Source organism: Janthinobacterium sp. NFX145, assembly GCF_049810325.1.
Classification (GTDB): Bacteria; Pseudomonadota; Gammaproteobacteria; order Burkholderiales; family Burkholderiaceae_D; genus Janthinobacterium; species Janthinobacterium rivuli.
Genome location: NZ_CP187360.1, coordinates 5,755,376 through 5,781,271, shown reverse-complemented (window position 1 = coordinate 5,781,271; position 25,896 = coordinate 5,755,376). Strand labels below are relative to the sequence as shown.

At 62.3% G+C, this 25,896-nt stretch carries 29 protein-coding genes; 26 read left to right on the top strand and 3 right to left on the bottom strand.

Going from position 1 to position 25,896, the window contains the following annotated elements; all coding sequences use genetic code 11:
• The first annotated feature begins 2 nt into the window (after positions 1–2).
• From ACPJXG_RS25915 to ACPJXG_RS25805, 23 genes are all read left to right on the top strand, one after another.
• The gene (locus tag ACPJXG_RS25915) at positions 3–956 is read left to right on the top strand and encodes a Tim44 domain-containing protein (protein ID WP_425252750.1); all 954 of its coding nucleotides are present in this window, start codon (positions 3–5) and stop codon (positions 954–956) included.
• A gap of 152 nt (positions 957–1,108) precedes the next feature.
• Positions 1,109–1,747: a ubiquinone biosynthesis accessory factor UbiJ gene (locus ACPJXG_RS25910; RefSeq protein ID WP_425252749.1), complete on the top strand. Its 639-nt coding sequence runs from the start codon at positions 1,109–1,111 to the stop codon at positions 1,745–1,747.
• Positions 1,744–3,315 carry a ubiquinone biosynthesis regulatory protein kinase UbiB gene (gene ubiB, locus ACPJXG_RS25905; protein WP_035824160.1) on the top strand — a complete coding sequence of 524 codons (1,572 nt, stop codon included), beginning with the start codon at positions 1,744–1,746 and terminating at the stop codon, positions 3,313–3,315. The genes ACPJXG_RS25910 and ubiB overlap by 4 nt, the downstream gene beginning before the upstream one ends.
• A gap of 18 nt (positions 3,316–3,333) precedes the next feature.
• Entirely contained in the window at positions 3,334–3,936 is a 603-nt protein-coding gene (locus ACPJXG_RS25900) for a methyltransferase (protein ID WP_176387725.1), read from the top strand.
• Positions 3,937–4,015: 79 nt separating this feature from the next.
• Positions 4,016–4,324, top strand: a complete 309-nt coding sequence (locus ACPJXG_RS25895; protein WP_035824165.1) for an FmdB family zinc ribbon protein — start codon at positions 4,016–4,018, stop codon at positions 4,322–4,324.
• Between the two features lie 39 nt (positions 4,325–4,363).
• Positions 4,364–5,017: a DUF502 domain-containing protein gene (locus ACPJXG_RS25890; protein ID WP_425252748.1), complete on the top strand. Its 654-nt coding sequence runs from the start codon at positions 4,364–4,366 to the stop codon at positions 5,015–5,017.
• Between the two features lie 69 nt (positions 5,018–5,086).
• Positions 5,087–6,883, top strand: coding sequence for an aspartate--tRNA ligase (gene aspS, locus ACPJXG_RS25885; RefSeq protein ID WP_099401335.1), 1,797 nt, complete (start codon positions 5,087–5,089; stop codon positions 6,881–6,883).
• 84 nt (positions 6,884–6,967) lie between these two features.
• Positions 6,968–7,432, top strand: a complete 465-nt coding sequence (gene nudB, locus ACPJXG_RS25880) for a dihydroneopterin triphosphate diphosphatase (protein WP_278317609.1) — start codon at positions 6,968–6,970, stop codon at positions 7,430–7,432.
• 19 nt (positions 7,433–7,451) lie between these two features.
• The gene (locus ACPJXG_RS25875) at positions 7,452–7,745 is read left to right on the top strand and encodes a hypothetical protein (RefSeq protein WP_176387726.1); all 294 of its coding nucleotides are present in this window, start codon (positions 7,452–7,454) and stop codon (positions 7,743–7,745) included.
• A 70-nt stretch (positions 7,746–7,815) separates the two neighbouring features.
• Positions 7,816–8,118, top strand: coding sequence for a hypothetical protein (locus tag ACPJXG_RS25870; protein ID WP_425252747.1), 303 nt, complete (start codon positions 7,816–7,818; stop codon positions 8,116–8,118).
• Positions 8,119–8,188: 70 nt separating this feature from the next.
• Positions 8,189–9,010, top strand: coding sequence for an endonuclease/exonuclease/phosphatase family protein (locus ACPJXG_RS25865; RefSeq protein WP_278317612.1), 822 nt, complete (start codon positions 8,189–8,191; stop codon positions 9,008–9,010).
• A 9-nt stretch (positions 9,011–9,019) separates the two neighbouring features.
• The gene (clsB, locus tag ACPJXG_RS25860; protein WP_425252746.1) at positions 9,020–10,183 is read left to right on the top strand and encodes a cardiolipin synthase ClsB; all 1,164 of its coding nucleotides are present in this window, start codon (positions 9,020–9,022) and stop codon (positions 10,181–10,183) included.
• Entirely contained in the window at positions 10,180–10,569 is a 390-nt protein-coding gene (locus ACPJXG_RS25855) for an RNA-binding S4 domain-containing protein (protein WP_425252745.1), read from the top strand. Before clsB ends, ACPJXG_RS25855 begins: the two co-directional genes overlap by 4 nt.
• A 258-nt stretch (positions 10,570–10,827) precedes the next feature.
• Complete coding sequence (locus ACPJXG_RS25850; protein WP_035824184.1) at positions 10,828–11,430, top strand: TetR/AcrR family transcriptional regulator; 603 nt, start codon at positions 10,828–10,830, stop codon at positions 11,428–11,430.
• A 78-nt stretch (positions 11,431–11,508) separates the two neighbouring features.
• Positions 11,509–13,299: an acyl-CoA dehydrogenase C-terminal domain-containing protein gene (locus ACPJXG_RS25845; protein ID WP_035824186.1), complete on the top strand. Its 1,791-nt coding sequence runs from the start codon at positions 11,509–11,511 to the stop codon at positions 13,297–13,299.
• A gap of 14 nt (positions 13,300–13,313) precedes the next feature.
• A complete protein-coding gene (locus ACPJXG_RS25840; protein WP_225242947.1) occupies positions 13,314–15,713 on the top strand; it encodes a 3-hydroxyacyl-CoA dehydrogenase/enoyl-CoA hydratase family protein in 2,400 nt (799 codons plus the stop codon).
• A 62-nt stretch (positions 15,714–15,775) separates the two neighbouring features.
• On the top strand, positions 15,776–16,222 hold the full coding sequence (locus tag ACPJXG_RS25835; RefSeq protein WP_035828560.1) for a PaaI family thioesterase: 447 nt from the start codon (positions 15,776–15,778) through the stop codon (positions 16,220–16,222).
• A 60-nt stretch (positions 16,223–16,282) separates the two neighbouring features.
• Positions 16,283–17,479, top strand: coding sequence for an acetyl-CoA C-acyltransferase (locus ACPJXG_RS25830; RefSeq protein ID WP_035824191.1), 1,197 nt, complete (start codon positions 16,283–16,285; stop codon positions 17,477–17,479).
• Positions 17,480–17,573: 94 nt separating this feature from the next.
• Complete coding sequence (locus tag ACPJXG_RS25825; protein ID WP_425252744.1) at positions 17,574–18,353, top strand: enoyl-CoA hydratase; 780 nt, start codon at positions 17,574–17,576, stop codon at positions 18,351–18,353.
• Between the two features lie 224 nt (positions 18,354–18,577).
• Positions 18,578–18,886: a hypothetical protein gene (locus tag ACPJXG_RS25820; protein WP_425252743.1), complete on the top strand. Its 309-nt coding sequence runs from the start codon at positions 18,578–18,580 to the stop codon at positions 18,884–18,886.
• A 106-nt stretch (positions 18,887–18,992) separates the two neighbouring features.
• Complete coding sequence (locus ACPJXG_RS25815) at positions 18,993–19,601, top strand: TetR/AcrR family transcriptional regulator (RefSeq protein ID WP_425252742.1); 609 nt, start codon at positions 18,993–18,995, stop codon at positions 19,599–19,601.
• Positions 19,602–19,692: 91 nt separating this feature from the next.
• Positions 19,693–20,856 carry an iron-containing alcohol dehydrogenase gene (locus ACPJXG_RS25810; protein WP_425252741.1) on the top strand — a complete coding sequence of 388 codons (1,164 nt, stop codon included), beginning with the start codon at positions 19,693–19,695 and terminating at the stop codon, positions 20,854–20,856.
• A gap of 35 nt (positions 20,857–20,891) precedes the next feature.
• Positions 20,892–21,569: a type 1 glutamine amidotransferase domain-containing protein gene (locus ACPJXG_RS25805; RefSeq protein ID WP_402720061.1), complete on the top strand. Its 678-nt coding sequence runs from the start codon at positions 20,892–20,894 to the stop codon at positions 21,567–21,569.
• A gap of 30 nt (positions 21,570–21,599) precedes the next feature.
• Here ACPJXG_RS25805 and ACPJXG_RS25800 read toward each other — a convergent pair whose 3' ends face one another.
• The gene (locus tag ACPJXG_RS25800; RefSeq protein WP_158300074.1) at positions 21,600–22,196 is read right to left on the bottom strand and encodes a TetR/AcrR family transcriptional regulator; all 597 of its coding nucleotides are present in this window, start codon (positions 22,194–22,196) and stop codon (positions 21,600–21,602) included.
• A gap of 41 nt (positions 22,197–22,237) precedes the next feature.
• Between ACPJXG_RS25800 and ACPJXG_RS25795 the strand changes: the two genes are divergently transcribed.
• Positions 22,238–22,765: a dihydrofolate reductase family protein gene (locus ACPJXG_RS25795; RefSeq protein ID WP_035824205.1), complete on the top strand. Its 528-nt coding sequence runs from the start codon at positions 22,238–22,240 to the stop codon at positions 22,763–22,765.
• On the opposite strand, the gene ACPJXG_RS25790 is transcribed toward ACPJXG_RS25795, so the two are convergent.
• Positions 22,762–23,673: a metallophosphoesterase family protein gene (locus ACPJXG_RS25790; protein ID WP_425252740.1), complete on the bottom strand. Its 912-nt coding sequence runs from the start codon at positions 23,671–23,673 to the stop codon at positions 22,762–22,764. The genes ACPJXG_RS25795 and ACPJXG_RS25790 overlap by 4 nt on opposite strands.
• A gap of 31 nt (positions 23,674–23,704) precedes the next feature.
• Between ACPJXG_RS25790 and bla the strand changes: the two genes are divergently transcribed.
• Entirely contained in the window at positions 23,705–24,649 is a 945-nt protein-coding gene (gene bla / locus ACPJXG_RS25785; RefSeq protein WP_425252739.1) for a subclass B3 metallo-beta-lactamase, read from the top strand.
• Between the two features lie 265 nt (positions 24,650–24,914).
• Positions 24,915–25,088 (top strand): hypothetical protein, encoded by a 174-nt coding sequence (locus ACPJXG_RS25780; RefSeq protein ID WP_200880304.1) that lies wholly within the window; start codon positions 24,915–24,917, stop codon positions 25,086–25,088.
• On the opposite strand, the gene ACPJXG_RS25775 is transcribed toward ACPJXG_RS25780, so the two are convergent.
• Positions 25,085–25,888, bottom strand: a complete 804-nt coding sequence (locus ACPJXG_RS25775) for a metallophosphoesterase family protein (protein WP_425252738.1) — start codon at positions 25,886–25,888, stop codon at positions 25,085–25,087. The genes ACPJXG_RS25780 and ACPJXG_RS25775 overlap by 4 nt on opposite strands.
• Positions 25,889–25,896: the final 8 nt, after the last annotated feature.

The following is a 25,896-nucleotide window of genomic DNA, read 5'->3' as shown; positions in this document are numbered from 1 at the left end:
GAATGAAATTGAAGAAATTTATGGTCGGCATGATGCTGGCCGCGACCACGGTATCCATGCTGGGCGAGGCGCTGGCCCGTCCCATGGGCGGTGGCCGTTCGTTTGGCCGCCAGTCGCAAAACGTGGGCCGCCAGGCGCCCGCACCGGCGCCAACCCCGGCACCGGCCGCCGCGCCACGCCAGGCACAACCTGCGCCGGCTCCCGCACCGGCCGCTGCCGCCAAGGCACCGAGCCGCTGGAAGGGCTTGCTGGGCGGCGCCTTGCTCGGTCTGGGCCTGGGCGCGCTGCTGTCGCATTTCGGCCTGGGCGGCGCCCTGGCCAGCATGATCAGCACCTTGCTGATGGTGGCTTTGCTGGCCGGCGTGGCCTTCTTTATCTACCGCATGGTGCGCGGCAAGCGTGACAGCAATGCCAGCGGCAATGCGCCGTTCGCCGGTTTCGGCAACCAGCCTGCGCCAGCGGGCAACGTGCCTGACATCGGTTCGCGCATTCCACCGCTGCCGCCGCTGCAGCCCGTCTCGTCCGGCGTAGGTCTGGATAAGCCGGACCCGGTCCCGGCCCCCGCTGCAGCGCCATGGGGCGTGCCAGGCGACTTCGACAAGGATGCCTTCCTGCGCCACGCGAAAAGCAATTTCATTCGCCTGCAAGCGGCCTGGGACAAGGCCGACGTCAACGATATCCGCGAATTCACGTCGCCGGAAGTGTATGCGGAACTGCGCATGCAAATCCAGGAACGGGGCGCGCAGCCGGACTTTACGGATGTCGTCACCATCGATGCCGAACTGCTGGGCATCGAGACGAGCGTCAACGATTACCTGGCCAGCGTGAAATTTACGGGCCTGATCCGTTCGGCGCCGGGCGCCGCAGCGGAACCGTTCGCGGAAGTGTGGAATATGTCGAAACCCGTCAGCGGCAGCAGCGGCTGGGTCCTGGCAGGCATCCAGCAATTGAATTAATTGCAAAAACTTGCTGAATACTGGCTTAAGTCCATGCGGAATGCATGATGCTTAACAGATATTTCCTGCTGAACTGGTAAGATCGAAACCGCCCGCGTAGTTTTACGGGCGGTTTTTTCTTTTTAGGGGCGCGCCTGGCGCGCTGTATATAGATGGCACCACTTTCCGATCTCTCCCTGATGACGCCCGTCATCGCGACCATCAACCACTTGCTGGCGCAAGAGCCGTGGGCGCGCCAGCAGTTGGCCGTGCACGCCGGCAAGCTGGCCTGCATCGACACGGGCGCCGTGGCCTTGCGCCTGCGCGTCGACAGCGCCGGCATGCTGGAAGCGGCACCGGCCGATATGCCGGCCAACGTCACCATCCGCGTAAATTTGTCCGATGTGCCGCTGATCCTGCAAAACCGCGAGCGGGCGTTTTCGTATGTAAAAATCGAAGGCGATGCCGAGTTTGCCAATGCGATTTCGCAATTGAGCAAGGGCTTGCGCTGGGAAGCCGAGCACGACCTGGAAAAGGTCGTCGGCCCCATGCTGGCCACGCGCCTTGTTTCCGGTGCGAAAGATGCGGCCGCCTTTGTGCGCACGGGCCAGAAAAAGTTGGCGGAAAACGTGGCCGAATATTTTCTCGACGAACAGCCCATGCTGATCCGTCCTGCTACCCTGCAAGAGTATTCCGCTGGCGTGACGCGCGTGCGCGATGACGTCGAACGCCTGGCCAAGCGCCTTGCCCGGCTGGAAAAGGCGGCCGCCGCCGTCCAGCCGCAGTCCTCCTCACCGGATTTGTCTACATGATATTGAAATTCCTGCGCCTGTTTAAAATCATCCGTGTTTCCATCAAGTACGGTCTGGATGAGATAGCGATTTCTGGTCTGCAAGTTCCCCGCACCGCCAAATTGATCGACACCCTGATTTTCTGGCGCGACCTGTCGTCGCCACGGGGCCTGCGCCTGCGCCTGGCGCTGGAAGAGCTGGGCCCGATTTTCGTGAAATTCGGCCAGGTGCTGTCGACCCGGCGCGACCTGATGCCGCCCGACATCGCCGAAGAACTGGCGCGCCTGCAAGACCGCGTGCCGCCTTTCGATTCCGACCTGGCCATCGCGCAAATCACCAAATCGCTCGGTGCGCACCCGGATCAATTGTTTGCCCGCTTCGAGCGCGAGCCGGTGGCGTCCGCCTCGATTGCCCAGGTGCACTTCGCCACTTTGAAAGATGGCCGCGAAGTGGCCGTGAAGGTTTTGCGTCCAGGCATGAAAAAGCTGATCGACGAAGACGTGGCCCTGATGCACATCGCCGCCGACTGGACCAGCCGCCTGTGGGCCGACAGCAAGCGTTTGAAACCGAAAGAAGTGGTGGGCGAGTTCGACAAATACCTGCACGACGAGCTGGACCTGATGCGCGAAGCGGCCAACGCCAGCCAGCTGCGCCGCAACTTTGCCAACTCGGACTTGTTGCTGGTGCCGGAAATGCACTGGGATTATTGCTCCAGCAGCGTCATCGTCATGGAGCGCATGGTGGGTATTCCCGTGTCGCAGACGGAGCGCCTGGTGGCGGCCGGCGTGGATTTGCGCAAACTCTCCAGCGATGGCGTGGAAATTTTCTTCACGCAAGTGTTCCGCGACGGCTTTTTTCATGCTGACATGCACCCGGGCAATATTCTCGTGTCGATCGCGCCAGAATCGTTCGGCCGCTACATCGCGCTCGACTTCGGCATCGTGGGAACCTTGAACGACTACGACAAGGATTATCTGTCGCAAAACTTCCTCGCCTTCTTCCGCCGCGACTACAAGCGCGTGGCCGAGGCGCATATCGAATCGGGCTGGGCGCCGAAGGACACGCGCGTCGATGAGCTGGAAGCGGCCGTGCGCGCCTGCTGCGAACCGATTTTCGACCGTCCGCTGAAGGATATTTCTTTCGGACAAGTTCTGCTGCGGCTGTTCCAGACCTCGCGCCGCTTCAACGTGGAAGTGCAGCCGCAGCTGGTGCTGCTGCAAAAGACCCTGCTCAATATCGAAGGCCTGGGCCGCCAGCTGGATCCGGAGCTGGACCTGTGGCAAACGGCCAAGCCGTACCTGGAAAAATGGATGAGCAACCAGGTGGGCCCGCAAGGCTTCATGGAGCGCCTGCGCGCCGAGGCGCCCCGCTATGCGCACATCTTCCCGCAACTGCCGCGCTTGCTGCACCAGGCCTTGACGGTGCATGGCGAGCCGCGCGAAAACGATGTGGAACTGATGAAAACCTTGCTGGCGGAACAACGCCAGACGAACCGCTTGCTGAGCTTTATCGTGTACTTCGTGGGCGCCTTCGCCCTCGGCGCGCTGGGCTTGCAAGTGTTCATGCGCTGGCATCAACTGCCGTTTTAAAGGCTGAGGACGTAAGTGATGGCTGACTTTCAAACCCGCGATCCGCTCTCGCCCGCCTTCTGGGACGAGCGGTTCGAGAAGCAATTCACGCCCTGGGACCACGGCGGCGTGCCGTCGCGCCTGCGCAGTTTCGTTGCCGGCAGCCCGGCGCCGTTGCGCTGCCTGATTCCCGGCTGCGGTTCCGCGTATGAACTGGTCTTCATGCTCGATCACGGCTGGGATGCCACGGCCATCGACTTTTCGCCGGCCGCCGTGGCCGCCGCGCGCGCCGTCGTCGGTGCGCGGGCAGGGCAGGTGGTGGAAGCGGACTTCTTTGCCTGGGAACCCGCAGCGCCACTGGACCTGATCTATGAACGGGCCTTCCTGTGCGCCATGCCGCGTGCCATGTGGCCGCAAGTGGCGGCCCGCTGGGCGCAGTTGCTGGCGCCCGGTGCCATGCTGGCCGGTTACTTTTTCTTTGACGACAATGCCAAGGGACCGCCATTTGGTATTTCGCGTGAGAAACTGCAGGAATTGCTGGCGCCGCATTTCGACTGCCTCGCCGATGAAGCCGTCGATGATTCCATCGCCGTCTTCGCCGGCAAGGAGCGCTGGATGAGCTGGCGCCGCCGGGCGGACTGAGGCGGGCGGGGCAATTTCTGCTGGGAGCAAAGGAAAAGCTTTATAATTCAGGGTTTTTGATGATTTTCTCGGAGTAGAGATGCCGATTTACGCTTACCGTTGTGACGAGTGTGGTTTTGCCAAGGACGTCTTGCAAAAGATCTCCGATCCAGTACTGACGGTGTGCCTGTCGTGCGGCAAGCCCAGTTTCAAGAAACAATTGACGGCCGCCGGTTTCCAATTGAAGGGCACCGGCTGGTACGCGACCGATTTCCGCGGCGGCACGGCGCCCACCACGGCCATCCCGACGGGCCCGGCTGATGGCGCCAAGCCTGCCGCAAGCACCGAGAGCGCGCCTGCCGCCGCGCCTGCGCCCGCCCCGGCTGCCGCTGCGCCGAAAGCGGACTGAGCGCGCGCCGCGCCGCTACGATCCCTTACCGAGAAACCGATGCGTAAATATTTTATTACCGGATTACTGATTTTGGTGCCCCTGGCCATTACGGCCTGGGTCCTGAATCTGGTGATCAGCACGATGGACCAGTCGCTATTGCTGGTGCCCGGCAGTACGAAGCCCAGCATATGGTTCGGCCACCTGGTTCCTCCGCTGAGCACCATTCCCGGCCTGGGCACGGTATTGACGATACTGATCGTCTTCTTCACGGGCTTGCTGACGAATAACCTGGTCGGCAATTACGTGGTGAAACTGTGGGAAAAATTGCTGCAACGCATACCCATCGTCAATTCCCTGTATTCGAGCGTCAAGCAAGTCTCCGATACCCTGTTTTCCCCGTCGGGCAACGCCTTCCGCAAGGCCGTGCTGGTACCGTATCCGCACCAGAATTCCTGGACCATCGCTTTCCTGACCGGTGTGCCGGGCGGCGATGCGGCGAACCACCTGGTGGGCGACTTTGTCAGCGTGTACGTGCCGACGACGCCGAACCCGACATCGGGCTTTTTCCTGATGATGAAGCGCAGCGATGTCGTCGAACTCGACATGAGCGTCGATGCGGCGCTCAAATATATCGTCTCGATGGGCGTGGTGGCGCCTGCGGAAGTTGTTGCTGTACCGGCCCCGGTCCCGGTACCGGCAGCCAAAGAATAAAGGCAGGCGTCCCACGTGGGACGTGGCCGGATTGAACACTCACTAACCTGAACTGAGAATTTTATGTCTATGCGTACTGAATACTGCGGCCTCGTTACCGAAGCCATGCTGGGACAAACCGTCAGCCTGTGCGGCTGGGTACATCGCCGCCGCGACCACGGCAGCCTGATCTTCATCGACTTGCGCGACCGTGAAGGCCTGGTGCAAATCGTTTGCAACCCGGAACAAGCGGAAATGTTCAAGGTCGCCGAAGCCGTGCGCAACGAATTCTGCCTGCGCGTGACGGGCGTCGTGACCAACCGTATCGATGGCACCATCAACAACAACCTGAAGTCCGGCAAGATCGAAGTGGTCTGCTCGGAGCTGGAAGTGCTGAACCCTTCCGTGCCCGTGCCTTTCCAGCTGGACGACGACAACCTGTCGGAAACGACGCGTCTGACGCACCGCGTGCTGGACCTGCGCCGCCCGCAAATGCAGAACAACCTGCGCCTGCGCTACAAGGTGACGATGGAAGTGCGCAAGTACCTCGACGCGCTGGGCTTCATCGACATCGAAACGCCGATGCTGACCAAGTCCACGCCAGAAGGCGCGCGCGATTACCTGGTGCCGTCGCGCGTGAACGCGGGCAGTTTCTTTGCCTTGCCGCAATCGCCACAGTTGTTCAAGCAACTGTTGATGGTCGCCAACTTCGACCGTTACTACCAGATCACCAAGTGTTTCCGCGACGAAGACTTGCGCGCTGACCGCCAGCCTGAATTCACGCAGATCGACTGCGAAACCTCGTTCCTGACGGAACAGGAAATCCGCGACCTGTTCGAAGACATGATACGCGTCGTCTTCAAGAACACCCTGAACATCGATCTGCCGAACCCGTTCCCGGTGATGGATTTCGCCGAGGCGATGGGCCTGTACGGTTCCGACAAGCCGGACATGCGCGTCAAGCTGGCCTTCACGGATTTGACGGAAGTCATGAAATCGGTCGAGTTCAAGGTGTTCAACGGCGCCGCCAACATGAAAGGCGGCCGCGTGGTGGCCCTGCGCGTACCGCAAGGCGGCAGCATGCCCCGTTCGGAAATCGATGCTTATACGCAATTTGTCGCCATCTACGGCGCCAAGGGCCTCGCTTACATCAAGGTCAACGAGAAAGCCAAGGGCCCTGAAGGCTTGCAGTCGCCGATCGTCAAGTTCCTGCCTGCCGACGTGCTGGCCACGATCCTCGAGCAGACGGGCGCGCAAGACGGCGACCTGATCTTCTTCGGCGCCGACAAGGCCAAGGTCGTCAACGACGCCATCGGCGCGCTGCGCGTGAAAATCGGTCACAGCGAGTTCGGCAAGAAAGCCGGCCTGTTCGAAGACGTGTGGAAGCCATTGTGGGTGGTCGACTTCCCGATGTTCGAGCACGACGAGGAAGCGGACCGCTGGACGGCTACCCACCATCCATTCACGGCGCCGAAAGACGGCCATGAAGACATGCTGGAAAGCGATCCGGGCGCCTGTATCGCCAAGGCCTACGACATGGTCTTGAACGGCTGGGAACTGGGCGGCGGTTCGATCCGTATCCACCGCGAAGAAGTGCAGTCGAAAGTGTTCCGCGCGCTGAAGATCGATGCGGAAGAAGCGCAGCTGAAATTCGGCTTCCTGCTCGACGCCCTGCAATACGGCGCGCCACCGCATGGCGGCCTGGCATTCGGCCTGGACCGTATCGTGACCATGATGACGGGTTCTGAATCGATCCGCGACGTGATCGCCTTCCCGAAAACCCAGCGCGCGCAAGACTTGCTGACCCATGCGCCGTCGGAAGTGGACGAGAAGCAATTGCGTGAACTGCACATCCGTTTGCGCAGCGCCGAGCCAAAAGTAGTGTAATGAAGCATGCGGCTGCCTCGGCGGCCGCTGTTTGATCCACTATGCAAAAAAAGGCGCTGTTGTGGCGCCTTTTTCATTGTTGATATGACTCATAAAATCCCTGTTTCCGTGCTGGTCGTCATTCATACGGCTGACCTTGACGTCTTGCTCATCGAACGCGCGGGCCAGCCCGGCTTCTGGCAATCGGTGACGGGTTCCGTCGATGCCGTCGACGAACCGCTGCTGCAGACGGCCGCGCGCGAATTGGCGGAAGAAACCGGTATCGTTGCCGATGGGCGCGATATTGTGCTGCGCGACTGGAACTTGTCGAACGTGTACGAGATCTACCCGATCTGGCGCCACCGCTATGCGCCCGGCGTGACGCGCAACACGGAACACGTGTTCAGCGTGCAAGTGCCGCGCGACATCGCCATCACCCTGAGCCCGCGCGAACACTTGCAGTACGCGTGGCTGCCATACTTGGCGGCGGCCGACCGCTGTTTCTCGTCATCCAACGCGGAAGCGATTCTGCAATTGCCGGCCATGACGGGCCTGGCGCGCCCCACCTGATTTCCCTAGAAAGCATTCCATGTTGAACTGGTTACATTTGACGACACAGCAAAAACTGCTGGGCACCTTGGGCATCGTTTTTTGCCTGTGCTTTATTTTCCTGCTGTTCAGCTCCACCGTGCCTGGCCGCACGCCGCCGATCGGCATGCCGTTGATGGCGATCGGCTGGCTGCTGCATCCGGGCGCCTTTGCCAAGGGCAAGCGCACCGTGGCCTGGCGCGGCGCGCCGTTGCTGGTGAAAATCGTCTGGGCCGCCGGCATCACCGCGCTGCTCGTCAGCGTGACGGCGGGCGTGGGACGCATGCTGGCTTAAGCGCTGCAAAACTATTGTCATGTGGTATTATTGCTTTAATAGTAATTTCACTTCATGACGAAAGGCGTACATGCTGAACTGGTCTCAACTTTCTTTTCAGCAGCGTCTCCTGGGCGCCGTATTCTTGTCCTGCGTCTTTGGCGCCCTGTATGCCGTGTGTTTCCCCGATCAGCCGCATGCCCGCCTTCCACAGGCAGGCTTGCCCTTGCTGATGCTGGGATTTCTGTTGCCCCCCCGTTGCTTTGCCGGCGGACGGGGCGCCTTCAGCTGGAGCAGCGCACCCGGGATCGTGAAGGGCTTGTGGGTGATCGGCATGGTGGTGGGCAGCATCAGCGCCATCGATAGTTTGCTGGCAGCGATGACGGGCAGATAAAGCTGCCGTAGGTGCGCACGCGCACCTACGCTGGCGCCGCGCGGGGCCCGTCAGGGAGTAGAATCAATGCATGAAAATCCGCGTAGCAACTTATAATATTCACAAAGGCGTCTCCTCCGTGCGAGGCTTGCCCCGCGTGCATGCTTTAAAACAGGCGATTGCCCTGTTCCATGCCGATGTCGTCTTTTTGCAGGAAGTGCAAGGCAAGCATGACCGCAATGCGGCCCGTTATGGCGCCGAGAAAAACGGCCACAAGCATTGGCCGGAAGCGTCACAGCATGAGTTTTTTGCCGGCGCCGAGCACCATTCCGCGTATGGCATGAATGCCGTGTATGACCATGGCCACCATGGCAATGCCTTGCTGAGCAAGTTTCCCATCGCCTCGCAAACCAACCACGACGTCTCTGACCATGCCTACGAGCAACGCGGCATCCTGCATTGCGTGCTCAAGACGCCGCAGGCCGACGTGCATTGTTATGTCGTCCACCTGGGCTTGTTCGAATCGGGACGGGGACGCCAGACGCAGGCGCTGATCGACGCCGTCATGGAATCGGCGCCGGATGGCGAGCCCGTCATCATCGCCGGCGATTTTAACGACTGGCGCAACACGCTCAGCGACAAGCTGCGCAATGCGCTCGGCGTGGTCGAGGTGTTCGACCAGCGCGCATCGAACTCGGCCTTGGGCGACCTGGTGCGCACCCTGGCGCGGCGCCAGAGCAAGACCCCGACACCCGTGCCGGCGCGCACCTTTCCCGCCGCCTTGCCTTGGTTCCGCCTGGACCGCATCTATGTGCGCGGTTTCCACGTGGAAGGCGCGCAAGTGATGCATGGCACCTTGTGGGCAAAATTGTCGGACCACGCGCCGATCGTTGCCGCTTTGAAACTCGCGTAGACTGCCGGCATGCGTACAGTCAATTTCATCGCCCACAACGACATCCGGCTGCTGTATTGCGGCACCGATTACTTTCCCGCGCTGATAGCCGCCATCGACGGCGCGCGCGCGGAAGTCTATTTCGAAACGTATATCTTTGCCGACGACGCCACGGGCACCCTGGTGCTCGACGCGCTCAAACGCGCGGCCGCGCGCGGCGTGCTGGTGTGCATGATCACGGACTGGTTCGGCACGGGCAACCGCCGGGTCAACGCCATGCATGCGGAGCTGGAAGCGGCTGGCGTGCACCACCGCATCTTCAACCCGTGGTTCAAGCGCGGCATCACGCGCACGCATCGCAAGATTTGCGTGGCCGATGGGGAAATTGCCCTGGTGGGCGGCATCAATATCAACGATGACATGTTTTGCGACTACGACCACAACATCAGCCTGGAAGCGCCGCGCTGGGATTTTGCCGTGCAGGTGAGGGGGCCGCTGGTCGACACCATCCACGAGGAAGTGCAGGCGCAGTGGGCGCGCTTGGGCAAGATGAATCTGGTGCGGCGTATCAAGCTGTACCGCAAGATGCGCGTCGTCAGCAAGGAGCTGGCGAAGAACCCCGTCGTGGCCGGCTTTGTCGTGCGCGACAACCTGCGCAACCGCCGCACCATCCAGCGCGCCTACCTGCAGGCGCTGGGCCAGGCGCGTAAAAGCGTGATGCTGGCCAACCCGTATTTCGCGCCCGGACACAAGCTGCGCCGTGCCTTGGCCCAGGCGGCCCAGCGAGGCGTCGATGTGGTGCTGTTGATCGGCGTGGGCGAATTTCGCATGCAAGACGCCGTGGCCCACTCGTTTTACCCGAAACTGCTGGCCGCCGGCGTGAAAATTGTCGAATACCGCAAGACGCAGCTGCACGCCAAGGTGGCCGTCGTCGACGATGACTGGGCGACGGTCGGTTCCAGCAATATTGACGCGCTGAGCCTGTTCCTGAACCAGGAAGCGAACGTGGTCATCAAGGACGTGGCCTTCGCGCAAAGCTTGCGCCAGCATATCGAGCAGGGCGTGGCGGACGGCATCGTGATTCACCAGGATGATTTCAAGCACATCGGCCGCTTCCGGCGCATCGGCTATGAAGCCGCCTTCCTCGTGTACCGGCTGGTGATGCGCATTTTTTCAGTAGGCAAGTACGCATGAACGAGATGACAACGGTAAGGCTGGACAAATGGCTGTGGGCGGCGCGCTTCTTCAAGACGCGCTCGCTGGCCAGCGAAGCCGTCGACACGGGCAAGGTCAAAGTGGGTGGCGAGCGCGTAAAACCGGCGCGCAGCGTGCGCGTGGGTGACGAGCTGGCCATCGACAATGGCGCGGAGACATGGGAAGTGGCCGTGCTGGGCCTGTCCGACAAGCGCGGCGCGGCGCCCGTGGCGCGTCTGCTGTATGGCGAAACGCCCGCCAGCATCGCCCGCCGCGAGCAACTGGCCGAGGAGCGCAAGCTGTTCCGCGAGCCGGGCACCACCATCAAGGGGCGGCCGACCAAGCGCGACCGCCGTCAACTGAGCAAGGCAGGCGGCCTCGACTGAGGCGCGCTGCTACCCAGGCGGCAGCGGCGCATGCCGCTTTTGCCTGCCTGAAATCGCTATAAACACGCGGCCCAAAAATGCTGCGCTGCACCAATAGAACACCGGCTCTAAAGTTCCCGTTTGACTTTTACGTGGTAGTGGATAATAGTACGAGCGTTCGGATTTTTTCGGAGCGTGCTTTTTTTTACCCTCGCTTCAGTCCGCCCAATCGGCAACATCACTTTGAGAACGGACCTCTTGAATACTTCAGTCAAATTCATGCGCAAGGGCGAACTGACCCGTGCAGCCATCCTCGACGTGGCGCTGGACCTGTCCAGCCGCGACGGCCTGGAGGGCCTGACCATCGGGCTGCTTGCGGACAAAATGAACATGAGCAAGTCGGGCGTGTTTGCCCACTTTGGCTCGCGCGAAGACTTGCAGATGGAAGTGCTGAAGCTCTACCACTATCGTTTCGAGCAAGAAGTCTTTTTTCCCAGCATGAAAGAACCACGCGGCATCCAGCGTCTGCAATCGATGTTTGCGCGCTGGGTCAAGCGGGTCAGCGTGGAAATCGCTTCCGGCTGCATTTATATCAGTGGCGCCGTCGAGTATGACGACCGTCCCGGTCCCATCCGCGAGTCCCTGGTGGCCATGGTGCGGGCCTGGCAGGGCGCGTTGCTGCGCAGTGTCGAGCAATCGATCGCCACCGGCGACCTGAAAGCGGACACGGACGCCCAGCAGCTGGTGTACGAGATGTATGGCCTGATCCTGGCCCTGCATCACGACGCGCGCTTCCTGCGCGTGCCGGGCAGCATCGAACGGGCGCAAGCGGGCTTTATCCGCCTGCTGGCGTCGTACCAGAATTCCGTTACAAGCAAATAAGCCGTCAGGCAGTATCCGCAACAACGCACACGCACTTACAAGTACAACACTTTAGCTAATCGCCTTCAGGAGAAAATTATGGGTCAATACGTCGCGCCAATCCGGGATATGCAATTCGTCCTGCATGAGTTCCTGCAAGTGGAAGAAGAACTGAAGCAAATGCCGTCGTACGCCGACGTCGACGCCGACATCATCAACCAGGTGCTGGAAGAGGGCGGCAAATTCACCTCCGAAGTATTGTTCCCGCTGAATCACTCCGGCGACCGCGAAGGCTGCCACCACGACCCCGTCACGAAAAGCGTGACCACGCCTAAAGGTTTCAAGGAAGCCTACAAGCAGTACGTCGAAGGCGGCTGGGCGGCACTGGCTTGCGATCCGGAATACGGCGGCCAGGGCTTGCCTGTCGTGCTGAACAATTCGTTCTATGAAATGCTGAACTCGTCGAACCAGGCCTGGTCCATGTACCCTGGCCTGTCGCACGGCGCCTACGAGTGCCTGAAGGAACACGGCACCGACCACCAGAAGGAAGTGTATCTGCCGAAACTGGTGTCGGGCGAATGGACGGGCACCATGTGCCTGACCGAACCGCACTGCGGCACCGACCTGGGCCTGCTGCGCTCGAAAGCGCTGCCTGAGGCGGACGGTTCCTGGACCATCACCGGCAACAAGATCTTCATCTCGGCCGGCGAGCACGACATGGCCGAAAACATCCTGCACCTGGTGCTGGCCCGCGTGCCGGACGCGCCGGAAGGCTCGAAAGGCATCTCGCTGTTCCTGGTGCCGAAATTCCTGCCGAACGCGGACGGCACGGTCGGCGAACGCAACCCGATCACCTGCGGCGCCATCGAAGAAAAAATGGGCATCCACGGCAATTCGACCTGCCAGATGAACCTGGACGGCGCGAAAGGCTGGATCATCGGCCAGCCGAACAAGGGTCTCAACGCCATGTTCGTCTTCATGAACGCGGCCCGCCTGGGCGTGGGCATGCAGTCGCTGGGCCTGACGGAAATCGCATACCAGAACGCGCTGATCTACGCCAAGGACCGCACGCAAATGCGTTCGCTGTCCGGCATCAAGAACCCGGAACTGCCGGCCGACCGCATCATCGTGCACCCTGACGTGCGCCGCATGCTGTTGACGGGCAAAGCCTACGCCGAAGGCGCGCGCGCTTTCACCTCGTACGTGGCGCTGCAGATCGACCGCGAACTGCACCACCCTGACGCCGACGTACGCAAGGAAGCGGCCGACGAAGTGGCGCTGCTGACCCCTGTCATCAAGGCCTTCATCACCGACAACGCCTGGATCGCCACCTCGGACGCGATGCAAGTGTTCGGCGGCCACGGCTACATCTCGGAATGGGGCATGGAGCAGTATGTGCGCGACGCGCGCATCAACATGATCTACGAAGGCACGAACACGATCCAGTCGCTGGACCTGCTGGGCCGCAAGATCCTCGGTGACAACGGCGCCAAGCTGCGCAAGTTCGGCGAAAAGATCAAGGCTTTCGTCGAAGACAACGGCACCGATGAAGCGATGAGCGAATTCGTCACCCCACTGGGCGATTTGGGCGACAAAGTCACCAAGCTGACCATGGAAATCGGCATGAAGGCCTTCCAGAACCCTGACGAAGTGGGCGCGGCATGCGTGCCTTACCTGCGCGTCGTCGGCCACATGATCTACAGCTACCTGTTCGCGCAGATGGCCAAGATCGCCCTCGAAAAAGAATCCAGCGGCGACACCTTCTACACCGCCAAACTGGCTACCGCACGTTTCTACTTCGCCCGCTTGCAGCCTGAGACGGCAACCCTGATCCGTCAGGCGCGTTCCGGTTCGGCCAACCTGATGGCACTCGACGCAGACCTGTTCTAAGACTTGAGGAAAATATGACCAATTTCATCGTTAAAAAAGTAGCCGTCCTCGGCGCCGGCGTGATGGGTGCGCAGATCGCCGCCCATTGCATCAACGCGAAAGTGCCGGTCGTGCTGTTCGACCTGCCTGCAAAAGAAGGCCCAAAGAATGGCATCGTGCTGCGCGCCATCGAGAACCTGAAAAAGCTGTCGCCTGCCCCGCTGGGCAACAAGGATGATGCCGCGCTGATCCAGGTCGCCAACTACGAAGACAATCTGGACTTGCTGGCCGGTTGCGACCTGATCATCGAAGCCATCGCCGAGCGCATGGACTGGAAACACGACCTGTACCAGAAGGTCGCTCCGCACATCGGCCCGAACGCGATCTTCGCCTCGAACACCTCGGGCCTGTCGATCACCAAGCTGGCCGAAGGCTTCGACGCCGACCTGAAATCGCGCTACTGCGGCGTGCACTTCTTCAACCCGCCGCGCTATATGCACCTGGTCGAAATCATCCCGACCGAGTCTACCCGCCCGGAAATCGCCGACCAGCTGGAAGGCTTCCTGACCACCACACTGGGCAAGGGCGTGGTCCGCGCCAAGGATACGCCGAACTTCATCGCCAACCGCGTGGGCGTGTTCGGCATCCTGGCCATCGTGCACGAAGCCGAGAAATTCGGCCTGTCCGTGGACGTCGTCGATGATTTGACGGGCGCCAAGCTGGGCCGCGCCAAGTCGGGCACCTTCCGCACGGCGGACGTGGTCGGCCTGGACACCATGGGCCATGTGATCAAGACCATGCAGGATTACCTGCCGAACGATCCGTTCGCCGCCGTCTACAAGACGCCGGAAGTGCTGGCCAAGCTGGTGGAAAAAGGCGCGCTGGGCCAGAAGAGTGGCGCGGGCTTCTACAAGAAGGTTGGCAAGGAAATTCAACGCCTCGATTTCGCCACCGGTGAATACGTGGCCGGCGGCGCCAAGGCTGCCGACATCATCGCCCGCATCCTGAAGGAAAAGGATCCGGTCAAGAAGATGAAGGCGCTGCGCGAATCGACGAATCCGCAAGGCCAGTTCCTGTGGGCGATCTTCCGCGACGCTTTCCACTACATCGCCATTCATCTGGACACCGTGGCCGACAATGCGCGCGACATCGACTTCGCCATGCGCTGGGGCTTCGGCTGGAACGTCGGTCCGTTTGAAACGTGGCAGGCATCGAACTGGCTGCAAGTGGCCAACTGGGTCAAGGAAGACATCGACGCCGGCCACGCGCTGTGCAACGCGCCGCTGCCAGCCTGGGTCTTCGAAGGCCCGGTCGCTGAAAAAGGCGGCGTGCATACGCCGGAAGGTTCCTACTCCGCCGTGTCGAACAGCTTCGTGCCACGTTCGACCTTGTCCGTGTATGACCGCCAGCCATTCCGCGCGCCCGTCCTGGGCAGCGGCGCCATTGACGGCAAGACCGCCGGCACCACCGTCTTCGAAGACGAATCCGTGCGCGTCTGGCATACGGGCGATGATGTCCTGATCATCTCGTTCAAGACCAAGATGCACGTGATCGGCGAAGGCGTCATTAATGGCCTCAAGCTCGCGCTGGCCGAAGCCGAGAAGAACTTCAAGGGCCTGGTGATCTGGCACGCGGACGCAGCCGAAGGCGGCGCGTTCTCGGCCGGCGCCGACCTGCAATCGGCCCTGCCGGCGTTCATGCAAGGCGGCGTGAAGGCCGTCGATCCGATCATCGCCGAACTGCAGAACACCTTCATGTCGCTGAAATACGCGAACGTGCCGGTGATCGCCGCGGTCGCTGGCCTGGCGCTGGGCGGCGGTTGCGAGTTGGCGCTGCATGCATCGAAGCGCGTGGCCTCGATCGAGTCGTATATCGGCCTGGTGGAAGTGGGCGTTGGCCTGATTCCTGCCGGCGGCGGCTTGAAGGAAGCGGCGCAGCGCGCCTACAAGGAAGCCAAGGGTAACGACATCCTGCAATTCCTGAAAACGGGCTTCACCAACGCAGCCACCGCCAACGTGTCGAAATCGGCGCTGGAAGCGAAGAAGATGGGCTACCTGAAGGAAGACGACGTGATCGTGTTCAACGCCTATGAGCTGCTGCACGTGGCCAAGGTCGAAGCGCGCGCCATGTTCGACGCCGGCTTCCGTCCAGCGCTCCCATCGCTGATCCAGGTGACGGGCCGTTACGGCTGGGGCACCATCAAGGCGCAGCTGGTCAACATGCGCGACGGCGGCTTCATTTCGGCGCACGATTTCAAGCTGGGCGAGATGATCGCCGAGATCGTATCGGGCGGTGACGTGGACCAGGGCAGCTTCGTCAGCGAACAGTGGCTGCTGGATATGGAACGCAAGGCATTCCTGGAGCTGTTGAACCATCCGAAAACCCAGGAACGGATCATGGGCATGATGCAAACCGGTAAGCCGGTACGCAACTAAGCCTGACGTCGATGACGATCCTGTCCATTATTTTTAAAGTATTGCTGCGCGTGAGGCCAAGCATGGTGTATGACCGTATCAAACAACAGATGATGGACACCTTGCCCTTCGTGCGGCTGCTGGGGATCAGCATCGACGACATCGGCGCCGGCACCTCGAAGGTGTCGATGCCGGAAGATCCAAAACTGAATAATCACCTGGGCACGCAGCATGCGGGCGCCTTGTTTACCCTGGCCGAAACGGCTTCCGGCGCGGCCATGGCTGGCGGCTTCGCCGAGCTGATACTGGGCTTGCGCCCGGTGGCCAAGGAGTCGCGCATCCAGTACCAGAAGGTGGCCCGGGGCGCGACGCGCGCCGAAGGCCGGGTACCGGGCGACCTGGCTGCATTGAAGGCGCAGCTGGCGCAGGATGGCAAGGTGGCGTTTCCCGTGGAAGTCGATATTTTCGATTCCGAAGGCACGCTGGCGGCACAGGTGACGGTGGACTGGTATTTGTCGCAGAAGCGATAGGCCAGCATTCCGGACATTCGACAGAACACGAACCTCGTTCAACATCTTTGAAAGCATAAAATGAGCAAACAACTTCAAGACGCGTACATCGTCTCTGCAACCCGCACTCCGATCGGCAAGGCGCCGCGCGGCATGTTCAGAAACACCCGCCCGGACGACCTGCTGGTGCGCGTGCTGCAATCGGCCCTGGCGCAAGCGCCTGGCCTCGACCCGGCGCTGATCACCGACGCCATCATCGGCTGCTCGTTCCCGGAAGCGGAGCAGGGCTTCAATATCGCGCGTAACTCGGTGCTGCTGGCCGGCTTGCCGAAAACCGTCGGCGGCGTCACCGTCAACCGTTACTGCGCTTCGGGCATCACGGCCATCGCCATGGCGGCTGACCGCATCCGCGTGGGCGAAGCCGACGTGATGATCGCCGGCGGCATCGAATCGATGTCGATGGTGCCGATGATGGGCCACCACCCATCGATGAACCTGGACATGTTCAGCGACGAGAACATCGGCATGGCTTACGGCATGGGCCTGACGGCCGAAAAAGTGGCGCAGCAATGGAAAGTGTCGCGCGAACAGCAGGACGCATTCTCCGTTGAATCGCACCGCCGCGCCATCGCCGCGCAACAAGCCGGTTTCTTCAAGGCGGAAACGACGCCCGTGGAAATCATCACGCGCACGCCTAACCTGGCTACCGGCCAGGTCGATGTAACGCGCCGCACCGTCGACACGGACGAAGGCGCACGCGCCGATTCGTCGATGGAATCGCTGGCAAAACTGAAGCCCGTCTTCGCCGCCAAGGGTTCCGTCACGGCCGCCAACAGCTCGCAGATGTCCGATGGCGCCGGCGCGCTCTTGATCGTCAGCGAAAAAATCCTGCGCGAGCACAATCTGACCCCGCTGGCGAAATTCTCCTCGTTCGCCGTGCGCGGCGTGCCGCCGGAAATCATGGGCATCGGTCCGAAATTCGCCATTCCGGCAGCGTGCGCCGCCGCCGGCATCACGCAAGACCAGCTGGACTGGATCGAGCTGAACGAAGCGTTTGCTGCGCAAGCCTTGGCCGTCATCGGCGACCTGGGCCTGGATCCATCGAAGGTCAACCCAATGGGCGGCGCGATCGCCCTGGGCCATCCGCTGGGCGCGACCGGCGCCATCCGCGCCGCCACCGTGATCCACGCACTGCAGCGCACCAAGCAGAAGTACGGCATGGTCACCATGTGCGTGGGTGCCGGCATGGGTGCGGCAGGCATCTTCGAGCGCGTTTGATCTGCCGGGCGTCGTGACGTAAGTGGTCAGCTAAGATTAGTCAAAACTTGGGCGCTGGGGATACCTCGGCGCCCTTTATCTTTTTGGAGACGACATGGATATTTTGTGCAGCAAGAGCGAGGGCATTCTGACCCTGGAATTCAACCGCCTGGAACGCAAGAATGCGATCACGGGCGCCATGTACCAGACCCTGGCCGATGCGCTGGTAGCGGCCGAGACGGACGACGACGTGCGCGCCATTCTGATCTGCGGCAAGCGCGAGATTTTCACGGCCGGTAACGACCTCGATGACTTCATGAAGACGGCGCGCCCGAAGGATGGTTCGCTCGACCATGACCGTCCCGTGTTCCAGTTCATGCGCGCCCTGTACGGCAGCAGCAAGCCCGTGGTGGCGGCTGTCTCCGGCCCGGCCATCGGCATCGGCACGACTATGTTGATGCACTGCGACCTGGTCTACGCGGCCGACAATGCCAGCTTCTCGATGCCGTTCACGCAACTGGGCCTGTGCCCGGAATTCGGCTCCAGCCTGCTGCTCACGCAACTGGCCGGCTACCCGCGCGCGGCGGAAAAGCTGATGCTGGGCGAAGCGTTCCCGGCCAGCGAAGCGCTGGAAATGGGCCTGGTCTCGAAAGTCGTGCCCTTGTACGAATTGATGACCTTCGCGCAAGGCCAGGCCGCCAAGCTGGTGGCCCTGCCGGCCGCCTCGATCCGCGCCACCAAGCGATTGATGAAGCAAAGCCGCATGGAACCGATGAAGGCGGCCATCGCCGACGAAAACAAACTGTTCAGCGCCATGCTGGGCGGCGCCGAGGCGAAGGAAGCGTTTACGGCCTTCTTTGAAAAACGCAAGCCGGATTTCAAGAAGTTTGCCTGATCGCTTGGTCCCGCTACTATTGCTCGTTGAAAAACAGGCCGATAATGCATTCTAGACGACTGGTCTAGTCGTGCTATGCTTTGCCTCATGAAAGCTGAATACACCGACGTCCGTCAGCACATCCTTGAGCAGGGCAAAGTCACATGAGGAACGAGTATAGTTTCGCGGCGCTGGTAAAGCAGGACGTCGCGCCGGGACCATGCGCCGATGCGCTTTTTTTCAGCATGCTGGCGCTGGTCCTGCGCGGTGGTCCGCTGGCCGCATATGATTCGATTGCTGCTTTGCGCGCGCAATTGACGGCGCCCGCGTATTACGTGGCGCACAAGCTGGTGGCTCATGCAGGCAAGCGTGCCATCTTCCAAGGCCGTGTGGTACGGGCCAGCGCCACCGACCTGCTGGTATTTCTCGATGCGGCAGTGGTAAGTGGTGATCTGCGTCCCATGCTGCTTGCGCCTGTGTTTGAAGGAATACCGGCGCAGGTGATACACATCGATGAGGATGTGCTGCATGTCTACACTGCAAGCTTGGCCTAACGAGGCGTGCCTCCAGCGGATACATGCAATATTCAATCGGCCAGCCTCGCTTCACATTGTGCTCCTTATTGGTAGACGACTGGTCTAATTGTGCTACAATCATCGCATGAAAGCTGAATACACCGACGTGCGTCAGCACATTATCGACCAGGGCAAGGCCATCATCACGCGCAAGGGCTTTGCCGGCGTGGGACTGAATGAGATATTGTCTGCCGCCGACGTGCCCAAGGGTTCGTTCTACCATTACTTCAAGTCCAAGGAATTGTTTGGTGTAGCGATGCTGGAAGATTACGTCACCGGCTACCTGGACGAAATGGAGCTCGTGCTGGGCCAGCCCGGCCAGAGCGCGGCGCAGGCGCTGATGGCGTATTGGGCCAGCTGGACCAGCGAGAGCCTCGATGGCAGCGGTTGCGACTGCCGCTGCCTGGTGGTCAAGCTCAGCAGCGAAGTGGCGGACATGTCGGAACCGATGCGCGTGGCGCTGCTCGATGGTACCCACCGCATCATCGCCAGGCTGGCCCTGGCCATCGCGCGGGGCAGGGTGGACGATACCCTGCCATCGGTAGCCGACCCGGCGCAGATGGCCGCCACCTTGTACCAGCTGTGGCTGGGCGCGGCGATGCTGACCAAGCTGCGGCGCGACGCCAGCGCCTTGCAAACGGCCTGGCGGGCGACTCTGGCCATGTTGCAGCTGTCGCCGGACAGCTACCGATAGGCAGCAAACCAAGCAAACAAGCGGACGCACCACGTCCGCGTTTTTTGAACCGCATTCTAGACGACCAGTCTAATAATAAAGGAGCAGCAGCATGAAGAATTTTGAATTCCATAATCCGACGAAGATTGTGTTCGGTGCCGACACCGTCGCCAAATTGTCCGCCCTGGTGCCGCACGATGCGCGCGTGCTGATTTTGTACGGCGGCGCCAGCGCGGAAAAGACGGGCACTTTGGCCGAGGTGCGCGCCGCGCTTGCGCTGGGCCAGCGTAGTGTGCAGGAGTTTGGCGGCATCGAACCCAATCCCAGCTATGAAACCCTGATGCGCGCCGTCGCTCAGGTGCGCAGCGAAAAGCTGGACTTCCTGCTGGCCGTCGGCGGCGGCTCCGTGATCGACGGCACCAAGTTCGTTGCCGCGGCCGCCCTGTACGACGGCGAGCCGTGGGAAATCGCCGAGCGCGGCGGCGCCAATGTGCAGCGCGCCCTGCCGTTCGGCACGTTGCTGACCTTGCCGGCAACGGGATCGGAAATGAACAGCGGCGGCGTGGTGACGAAAAAAGCCACGCATGACAAGCTGAGTTTTCGCAATCCGCTGCTGTACCCGCAATTTTCCGTGCTCGACCCTAGTAAAACCTTTACCTTGCCGGCCACGCAGGTGGCCAATGGCCTGGTCGACGCCTTTGTCCACACGACGGAACAGTATCTGACCTATCCGGTGCAGGCGAAGGTGCAGGACCGCTTTGCCGAAGGCTTGCTGCAAACCCTGGTCGAGATCGCGCCGCAGGCCATCGCCTCGCCCGACGATTACGATACCCGCGCCAATCTGATGTGGACGGCCACCCTGGCCCTGAATGGCCTGATCGGCGCCGGCGTGCCGCAGGATTGGGCCACTCACATGATCGGCCACGAACTGACGGCCCTGTACGACATTGACCATGCGCGCACCCTGGCCCTGGTGTTACCGGCTCTGCTGGACGTACAGCGCGAGCAGAAACGCGGCAAGTTGCTACAGTATGGCGAACGTGTCTGGAACATCAACAGCGGCAGCGACGACGAGCGCATCGACGCCGCCATCGCCCGCACGCGCGCCTTCTTTGAAGGCCTGGGCATCCCGACCCGTTTGTCGGCCTATCAGCTGGGCCAGGAAGCGGTGGAAGCGGTACTGACGCAACTGGAAGCACATGGCATGACCTCCCTCGGCGAACACCGTGATATCGACCTCGCGCGCAGCCGCCGTATTCTCGAAGCAGCACTGTAATCCTACCCTCGCAAGCTCACTGAAAAGGAAACAACATGAACATCCTGATGGTACTGACCTCGCACGATCAACTCGGTAACACCGGCAAGAAAACCGGCTTCTGGCTGGAAGAATTCGCCGCTCCCTACTATGCGCTGCAAGAAGCGGGCGCCAGGCTGACGGTGGTCTCGCCCAACGGCGGCCAGCCGCCGCTCGACCCGAAAAGCGACGAGCCCGATTCGCAAACGGACGCCACGCGCCGCTTCAAGCAGGACGCCGATGCGCAAGCCGTGCTGGCCAACACGGGCAAGCTGGCCGACGTGAAGGCGGCCGACTTTGACGCCGTGTTCTATCCGGGCGGCCACGGTCCGCTGTGGGATCTGGCCGAAGACGCGCATTCGATCGCGCTGATCGAACAGATGATCGCCGCCGGCAAGCCCGTCGCCGCCGTCTGCCACGCGCCCGGCGTGCTGCGCCACGTGAAAGCGCTTGATGGCACGCCGCTGGTGCGCGGCAAGCAAGTGACGGGCTTTACGAATACCGAGGAAGACGCCGTCGGCTTGAGCGCCATCGTGCCTTTCCTGGTCGAGGACATGCTCAAGCAAAACGGCGGCGTCTACTCGAAGCTGGGCGACTGGCAGCCGTACGCCGTCACCGATGGCTTGCTGGTCACGGGCCAGAATCCCGCGTCGTCGGAAGCGGCCGCCCAGGCGCTGCTCAAGCTGCTGGCCTGATGCCAAGGTAGGGCGTCCGGCCGCTGGACGTCACACCGCAGTGCGTCCGGCGGCCATGCCCGCCAGGATCAGGCCGACCGAGGCGTGCCATTGCGTCTCGCTGGCCGGCCTGCCCGCCAGCGCATAGCCGTGCAGGAAATCAACGAGCGCATCGCGCCCGCGCAGGCGGGTTTTCTTGTCCAGGCCCAGGCCCTCCACGGCCAGTTCGAACAGCGCCGTGAACCGCTCGGCCACGTCGGCTTGTTCCACCAGCCCGCGCGCCATCAGGCGCACGAAATACGGCGTGGCGCTGACCAGTCCCAGGTACAGCGCGCACAGCGCGAGCAGGCGCCGCCGCGGCGCCTGGCGTTGCGTAAATGGCGGCTGGCGCGGATCGAGCGCGGCAAAACGCTGCACCATCAAGGCCAGCAATAATTCCTCTTTTCCCGCGTAATAGTGATACAGGGCCATGGCATCGACGCCCAGGCTGTGCGCCAGCGCGCGCATGGAGAACGCTTCGCCTTTTTCTTCCAGCAGGGCCAGGGCCGCCTGCAGGATGCTGGCGTTGTCCAGTGCGGGCGCGGCGCGGCGCGGACGCCCGGCGCGGCGCACGGAAGATGCCACGACTTGAAGTTTTGGGGTTTTCATGGGCATAATTCTACACCGTAGAATTAAATCAAGGAGCACTCATGCAAAAAGCTTTCGTCAGCGTTTTTCTCGGCATCAGCCTCGATGGCTGCATCGCGGGAGAAAACGGCGACCTGTCCTGGCTGGCCGAACTGGCGCCCGACTCGCCCGACGCCACCGGCTACACGGCCTTGATGGCGCAGGCCGATACCCTGCTGATCGGGCGCACCACGTATGACGCCGTGCTGGGTTTTGAGCCGTGGCCGTATGCGGGCAAGCGCGTGGTGGTCCTCAGCCACCGCGACTTCGCGCCGCGCCATGGCGAGCAGCGTCGCGCAGGCAGTGTGCGGGCAGTGCTGGAGGGGCTGGCGGAGGAGGGATGCCGTCACGTGTATCTCGATGGCGGCGCCGTCATCCGCGCCGGCTTGCGCGAGGGCGTCATCGACAGCCTGACCTTGTCCGTGCTGCCCGTGGTGCTGGGCAAGGGCGTGCGCCTGTTCGAGGACGGCTTGCCGCGCAGCGACTGGCGCCTGCACAACACGCGCCAGCTGCCCAGCGGCGTGGTGCAGCTGCGCTATCGGAAAAACTAGCCCGCGCTGGCCAGGTCGACGATAAAGCCCGTGTCAAAACGTTCGTTCTCGGGCGTGCCATCGGGCCGCTTGTAGCCGCAGGGGTTGCACACGACGCGGCAGTCCTGGACGCGGTAGTCGAGCGAGGCGTGCATGTGGCCATGCACCCACAGGTCGGCCTGCGCCACCAGCGCGTCCAGCTGCGAGGCGAAGGCGGGCGAGCCCAGGTTCGTTGCGTATTGCTCTTCCACCGACTGCATCGATGGCGCCATGTGCGTGATGACGACCGTCTTGCCATCGAACGGTTGCGCCAGCTGTTGCTCCAGCCAGGCGCGGTGCCGCGCGTGCAGCTGCGCCGTGTCGCTCGCGCACAAGAGACGCGGCGTATCGCCGCCCGTGCTGATGCGCTTGTAGTCGGGCATGTAGGTTTGCGCCGCGCTCAAGGCTTCCTCGTACCTGTCGGCGCCGAAGAGTAAAAAATCCGTCCACAGCGTGACGCCGAGAAAACGCACGCCGTTCAGCACCATGGCGTCGCCGTCGAGCAGGCGGATGTCGGCGCCGTGCGCATTGGCGCTGGCGCAGGCGTCGCGCACCGCGTCCTGCATGTGTTCCAGCTGATGGCCGTAGCCCTCGTGGTTGCCGTGTACGTACAGCACGGGCAGGGCGCCGAAGGTGCGCGCGGCCCAGGCGATGGCATTGCTGCCCGTGTCGATGTCGCCGGCCAGGATCACCACGTCGGGCCGGCAGGCGGCAAGGTCGATGGCGGGCGTGTCGTCACCCCAGACTTCCAGGTGCAGGTCGGACAGGATCAGCAAACGCATGGCAGGAGGCGCGGCAAGACGCACGGCAGTGAATGGACCTCTATCGTAGCGCAAGTCGCTGCGCCCGTCCGCTTGACCGCGCGCGAGGGCGACGTTACCCTGTGGCATTGTTTCATACCGCCTATCTTCCTGGAGCCGCATGCCGCCTTTCTACTTTCCCAAGTCTCTGCTCAGTATCGCGCTGGCCGCCATGGCGCTGCCGTTTGCCGCGCATGCCGCCACGCCCGCCGTCGATCCCTTGACGCAGCCGATCGCCTCGCCGTATGCGGCGCAATGGAACCGCCCGCAGCAGCCGGCGCGCATCCACGGCGACACGTATTACGTGGGCGTGGGCGGCTTGAGCGTGGTGCTGATCGACACGCGCGAAGGCTTGATCCTGATCGATGGCGCGTTGCCGCAATCGGTGGCCGCCATCAAGGAGCATATCCTCGAGCTGGGCTTTCGCCTGGAAGACATGAAGTTCATCCTGAGTACGGAAGCGCATTTCGACCATTCGGGCGGCATCGCCGCCCTGGCCCGCGACAGCGGCGCGCAAGTGATCGCCAGCCCGCTGGGCGCGCAGGCGCTGCGCGCGGGATCGGTGCTCGCCATGGACCCGCAAGCGGGCGAAATCGACCCCATGCCGGCCGTGGAAAACGTGCGCGAGATCGCCGATGGCGAAACTCTGCAACTGGGCGACGTGACCGTCACGGCGCGCTACACGCCTGGCCATACGCCGGGCAGCACCAGCTGGACCTGGGTGTCGTGCGAGGATGCGGAGCGCAAGGAATGCCTGAACGTGGTGTTCGGCGCCAGCCTCACGCCGGTGGCGGCCGATGATTTTCACTACCTGGGCGATGAACGCCATGCGGACCTGACGCCGGCCTTCCGCCGCGTCATGCAGGACTTCGCCAAACTGCCGTGCGACATCCTGATCTCGGCCCACCCCGACCACTCGGGCGGCGACCGCAAGCTGACGCAGTTGCTGGAAGGCGTCACGCCGAATCCCTTCATCGATGCGCAGGCGTGCAGCAACTACGCTGCCAGGAATGAGACCAAGCTCGAAGCGCGCATCGCCAAGGAAAAGGCGGCTGCGACAAAATAACAACGTTGGCGCATGCGCCATGAAAAGCGGTTGACGCACTGCAGCATCCGGCGCAGAATCGTCATCCGCAGTACAGATCAACCACACAAAAGAAAGGAAACCCATGTTCGAGCAGGCTGCCAGCAAGTTGACGTATCACTAGCCCCGCGCATGACGCTCGGGGCCATCGGCAGCAATGCCGATCCCGAGCCGGTGTCCTTCAAACCCCGGTGAGGAAACTTGCCGGGGTTTTTTGTTTTGCGCGAGCGGGTTGAAAGGAAACAGCATGAAAATCAAAGTGAAAGCCACGCCCAAGCCGCGCAACCCGCTGGTGGCCGCCGCCAGGCTGCGCGGCGGCGCCGGCGCGCACCAGTCGGAGGCGTCGCCACGCGTGGCGCGCCGGGCCGGCAAGCACCGCCTGCAGCAATGGCTGGCGGGCCGTTTGAAACCGGATGATTAGCGTGGGCCTAGTTCGACGATGAAGTTCGGATCGAACGCGGGATTTTGCGGCGCGCCGCTGCGCGTCTTGTAGCCGCACGGGTTGCTGACCACGCGGCACTGGCCGATCCGATAGTCGCGCGAGGCGTGGAGGTGGCCATGCACCCACAGGTCCGCCTGCGCGGCCAGGTCGTCCAGGCGCGAGGCGTAGGCGGGCGAACACCCTTCGCTGCCGTAGGCATCGTCGACCGACAGCATCGACGGCGCCATGTGGCTGATGACGACGGTGCTGCCGTCGAAGGGCTGCGCCAGTTCGCGCGCCAGCCAGGCTTTTTGTTGCGCGTGGAACATGGCCGTATCGGCCGCGCGCAGCTTGCGAAAACCCATGTTGGCCAGGCGGATGCGCTTGTAGTCGTTCATGACGGCTTCCGCATCGCGCATGGCCGCCTGGCGCGTGTCGTCGCCCAGCAGGCGGAAATCCGTCCACAGGGTGGCGCCCAGGAAGCGCACGGCGTGGCCTGCCTGGTCGGTGATGACGTGCGTGCCGCAGTCGAGGAAATGCACGTTCTGCGTGCTGGCGCAGGCCGCGTGCAGCTCCTGGCGCACCTTGTCGAGGTGGTGGCCATAGCCTTCGTGGTTGCCGTGCACGTACAGCACCGGCAGGCCCGCGAATGCGGTGGCCGCCCAGGCGACGGCGCGTGCGCCCGTGTCGATGTCGCCGGCCAGGATGACGGCGTCGGGGCAACTGAGCGCGAGGTCGCCCTGCGGCGCTTCGTCGCGCCATAACTCATGGTGCAGGTCCGACAGTATCAATAAACGCATGCTGTTTT

What these genes read in the sequence shown, in the direction of transcription:
- ACPJXG_RS25915 (WP_425252750.1), top strand. Translation starts at nt 3, where the DNA reads ATGAAATTGAAGAAATTTATGGTCGGCATGATGCTGGCCGCGACCACG.
- ACPJXG_RS25910 (WP_425252749.1), top strand. Translation starts at nt 1,109, where the DNA reads ATGGCACCACTTTCCGATCTCTCCCTGATGACGCCCGTCATCGCGACC.
- ubiB (WP_035824160.1), top strand. Translation starts at nt 1,744, where the DNA reads ATGATATTGAAATTCCTGCGCCTGTTTAAAATCATCCGTGTTTCCATC.
- ACPJXG_RS25900 (WP_176387725.1), top strand. Translation starts at nt 3,334, where the DNA reads ATGGCTGACTTTCAAACCCGCGATCCGCTCTCGCCCGCCTTCTGGGAC.
- ACPJXG_RS25895 (WP_035824165.1), top strand. Translation starts at nt 4,016, where the DNA reads ATGCCGATTTACGCTTACCGTTGTGACGAGTGTGGTTTTGCCAAGGAC.
- ACPJXG_RS25890 (WP_425252748.1), top strand. Translation starts at nt 4,364, where the DNA reads ATGCGTAAATATTTTATTACCGGATTACTGATTTTGGTGCCCCTGGCC.
- aspS (WP_099401335.1), top strand. Translation starts at nt 5,087, where the DNA reads ATGCGTACTGAATACTGCGGCCTCGTTACCGAAGCCATGCTGGGACAA.
- nudB (WP_278317609.1), top strand. Translation starts at nt 6,968, where the DNA reads ATGACTCATAAAATCCCTGTTTCCGTGCTGGTCGTCATTCATACGGCT.
- ACPJXG_RS25875 (WP_176387726.1), top strand. Translation starts at nt 7,452, where the DNA reads ATGTTGAACTGGTTACATTTGACGACACAGCAAAAACTGCTGGGCACC.
- ACPJXG_RS25870 (WP_425252747.1), top strand. Translation starts at nt 7,816, where the DNA reads ATGCTGAACTGGTCTCAACTTTCTTTTCAGCAGCGTCTCCTGGGCGCC.
- ACPJXG_RS25865 (WP_278317612.1), top strand. Translation starts at nt 8,189, where the DNA reads ATGAAAATCCGCGTAGCAACTTATAATATTCACAAAGGCGTCTCCTCC.
- clsB (WP_425252746.1), top strand. Translation starts at nt 9,020, where the DNA reads ATGCGTACAGTCAATTTCATCGCCCACAACGACATCCGGCTGCTGTAT.
- ACPJXG_RS25855 (WP_425252745.1), top strand. Translation starts at nt 10,180, where the DNA reads ATGAACGAGATGACAACGGTAAGGCTGGACAAATGGCTGTGGGCGGCG.
- ACPJXG_RS25850 (WP_035824184.1), top strand. Translation starts at nt 10,828, where the DNA reads ATGCGCAAGGGCGAACTGACCCGTGCAGCCATCCTCGACGTGGCGCTG.
- ACPJXG_RS25845 (WP_035824186.1), top strand. Translation starts at nt 11,509, where the DNA reads ATGGGTCAATACGTCGCGCCAATCCGGGATATGCAATTCGTCCTGCAT.
- ACPJXG_RS25840 (WP_225242947.1), top strand. Translation starts at nt 13,314, where the DNA reads ATGACCAATTTCATCGTTAAAAAAGTAGCCGTCCTCGGCGCCGGCGTG.
- ACPJXG_RS25835 (WP_035828560.1), top strand. Translation starts at nt 15,776, where the DNA reads ATGGTGTATGACCGTATCAAACAACAGATGATGGACACCTTGCCCTTC.
- ACPJXG_RS25830 (WP_035824191.1), top strand. Translation starts at nt 16,283, where the DNA reads ATGAGCAAACAACTTCAAGACGCGTACATCGTCTCTGCAACCCGCACT.
- ACPJXG_RS25825 (WP_425252744.1), top strand. Translation starts at nt 17,574, where the DNA reads ATGGATATTTTGTGCAGCAAGAGCGAGGGCATTCTGACCCTGGAATTC.
- ACPJXG_RS25820 (WP_425252743.1), top strand. Translation starts at nt 18,578, where the DNA reads ATGCTGGCGCTGGTCCTGCGCGGTGGTCCGCTGGCCGCATATGATTCG.
- ACPJXG_RS25815 (WP_425252742.1), top strand. Translation starts at nt 18,993, where the DNA reads ATGAAAGCTGAATACACCGACGTGCGTCAGCACATTATCGACCAGGGC.
- ACPJXG_RS25810 (WP_425252741.1), top strand. Translation starts at nt 19,693, where the DNA reads ATGAAGAATTTTGAATTCCATAATCCGACGAAGATTGTGTTCGGTGCC.
- ACPJXG_RS25805 (WP_402720061.1), top strand. Translation starts at nt 20,892, where the DNA reads ATGAACATCCTGATGGTACTGACCTCGCACGATCAACTCGGTAACACC.
- ACPJXG_RS25800 (WP_158300074.1), bottom strand. Translation starts at nt 22,196, where the DNA reads ATGAAAACCCCAAAACTTCAAGTCGTGGCATCTTCCGTGCGCCGCGCC.
- ACPJXG_RS25795 (WP_035824205.1), top strand. Translation starts at nt 22,238, where the DNA reads ATGCAAAAAGCTTTCGTCAGCGTTTTTCTCGGCATCAGCCTCGATGGC.
- ACPJXG_RS25790 (WP_425252740.1), bottom strand. Translation starts at nt 23,673, where the DNA reads ATGCCACAGGGTAACGTCGCCCTCGCGCGCGGTCAAGCGGACGGGCGC.
- bla (WP_425252739.1), top strand. Translation starts at nt 23,705, where the DNA reads ATGCCGCCTTTCTACTTTCCCAAGTCTCTGCTCAGTATCGCGCTGGCC.
- ACPJXG_RS25780 (WP_200880304.1), top strand. Translation starts at nt 24,915, where the DNA reads ATGAAAATCAAAGTGAAAGCCACGCCCAAGCCGCGCAACCCGCTGGTG.
- ACPJXG_RS25775 (WP_425252738.1), bottom strand. Translation starts at nt 25,888, where the DNA reads ATGCGTTTATTGATACTGTCGGACCTGCACCATGAGTTATGGCGCGAC.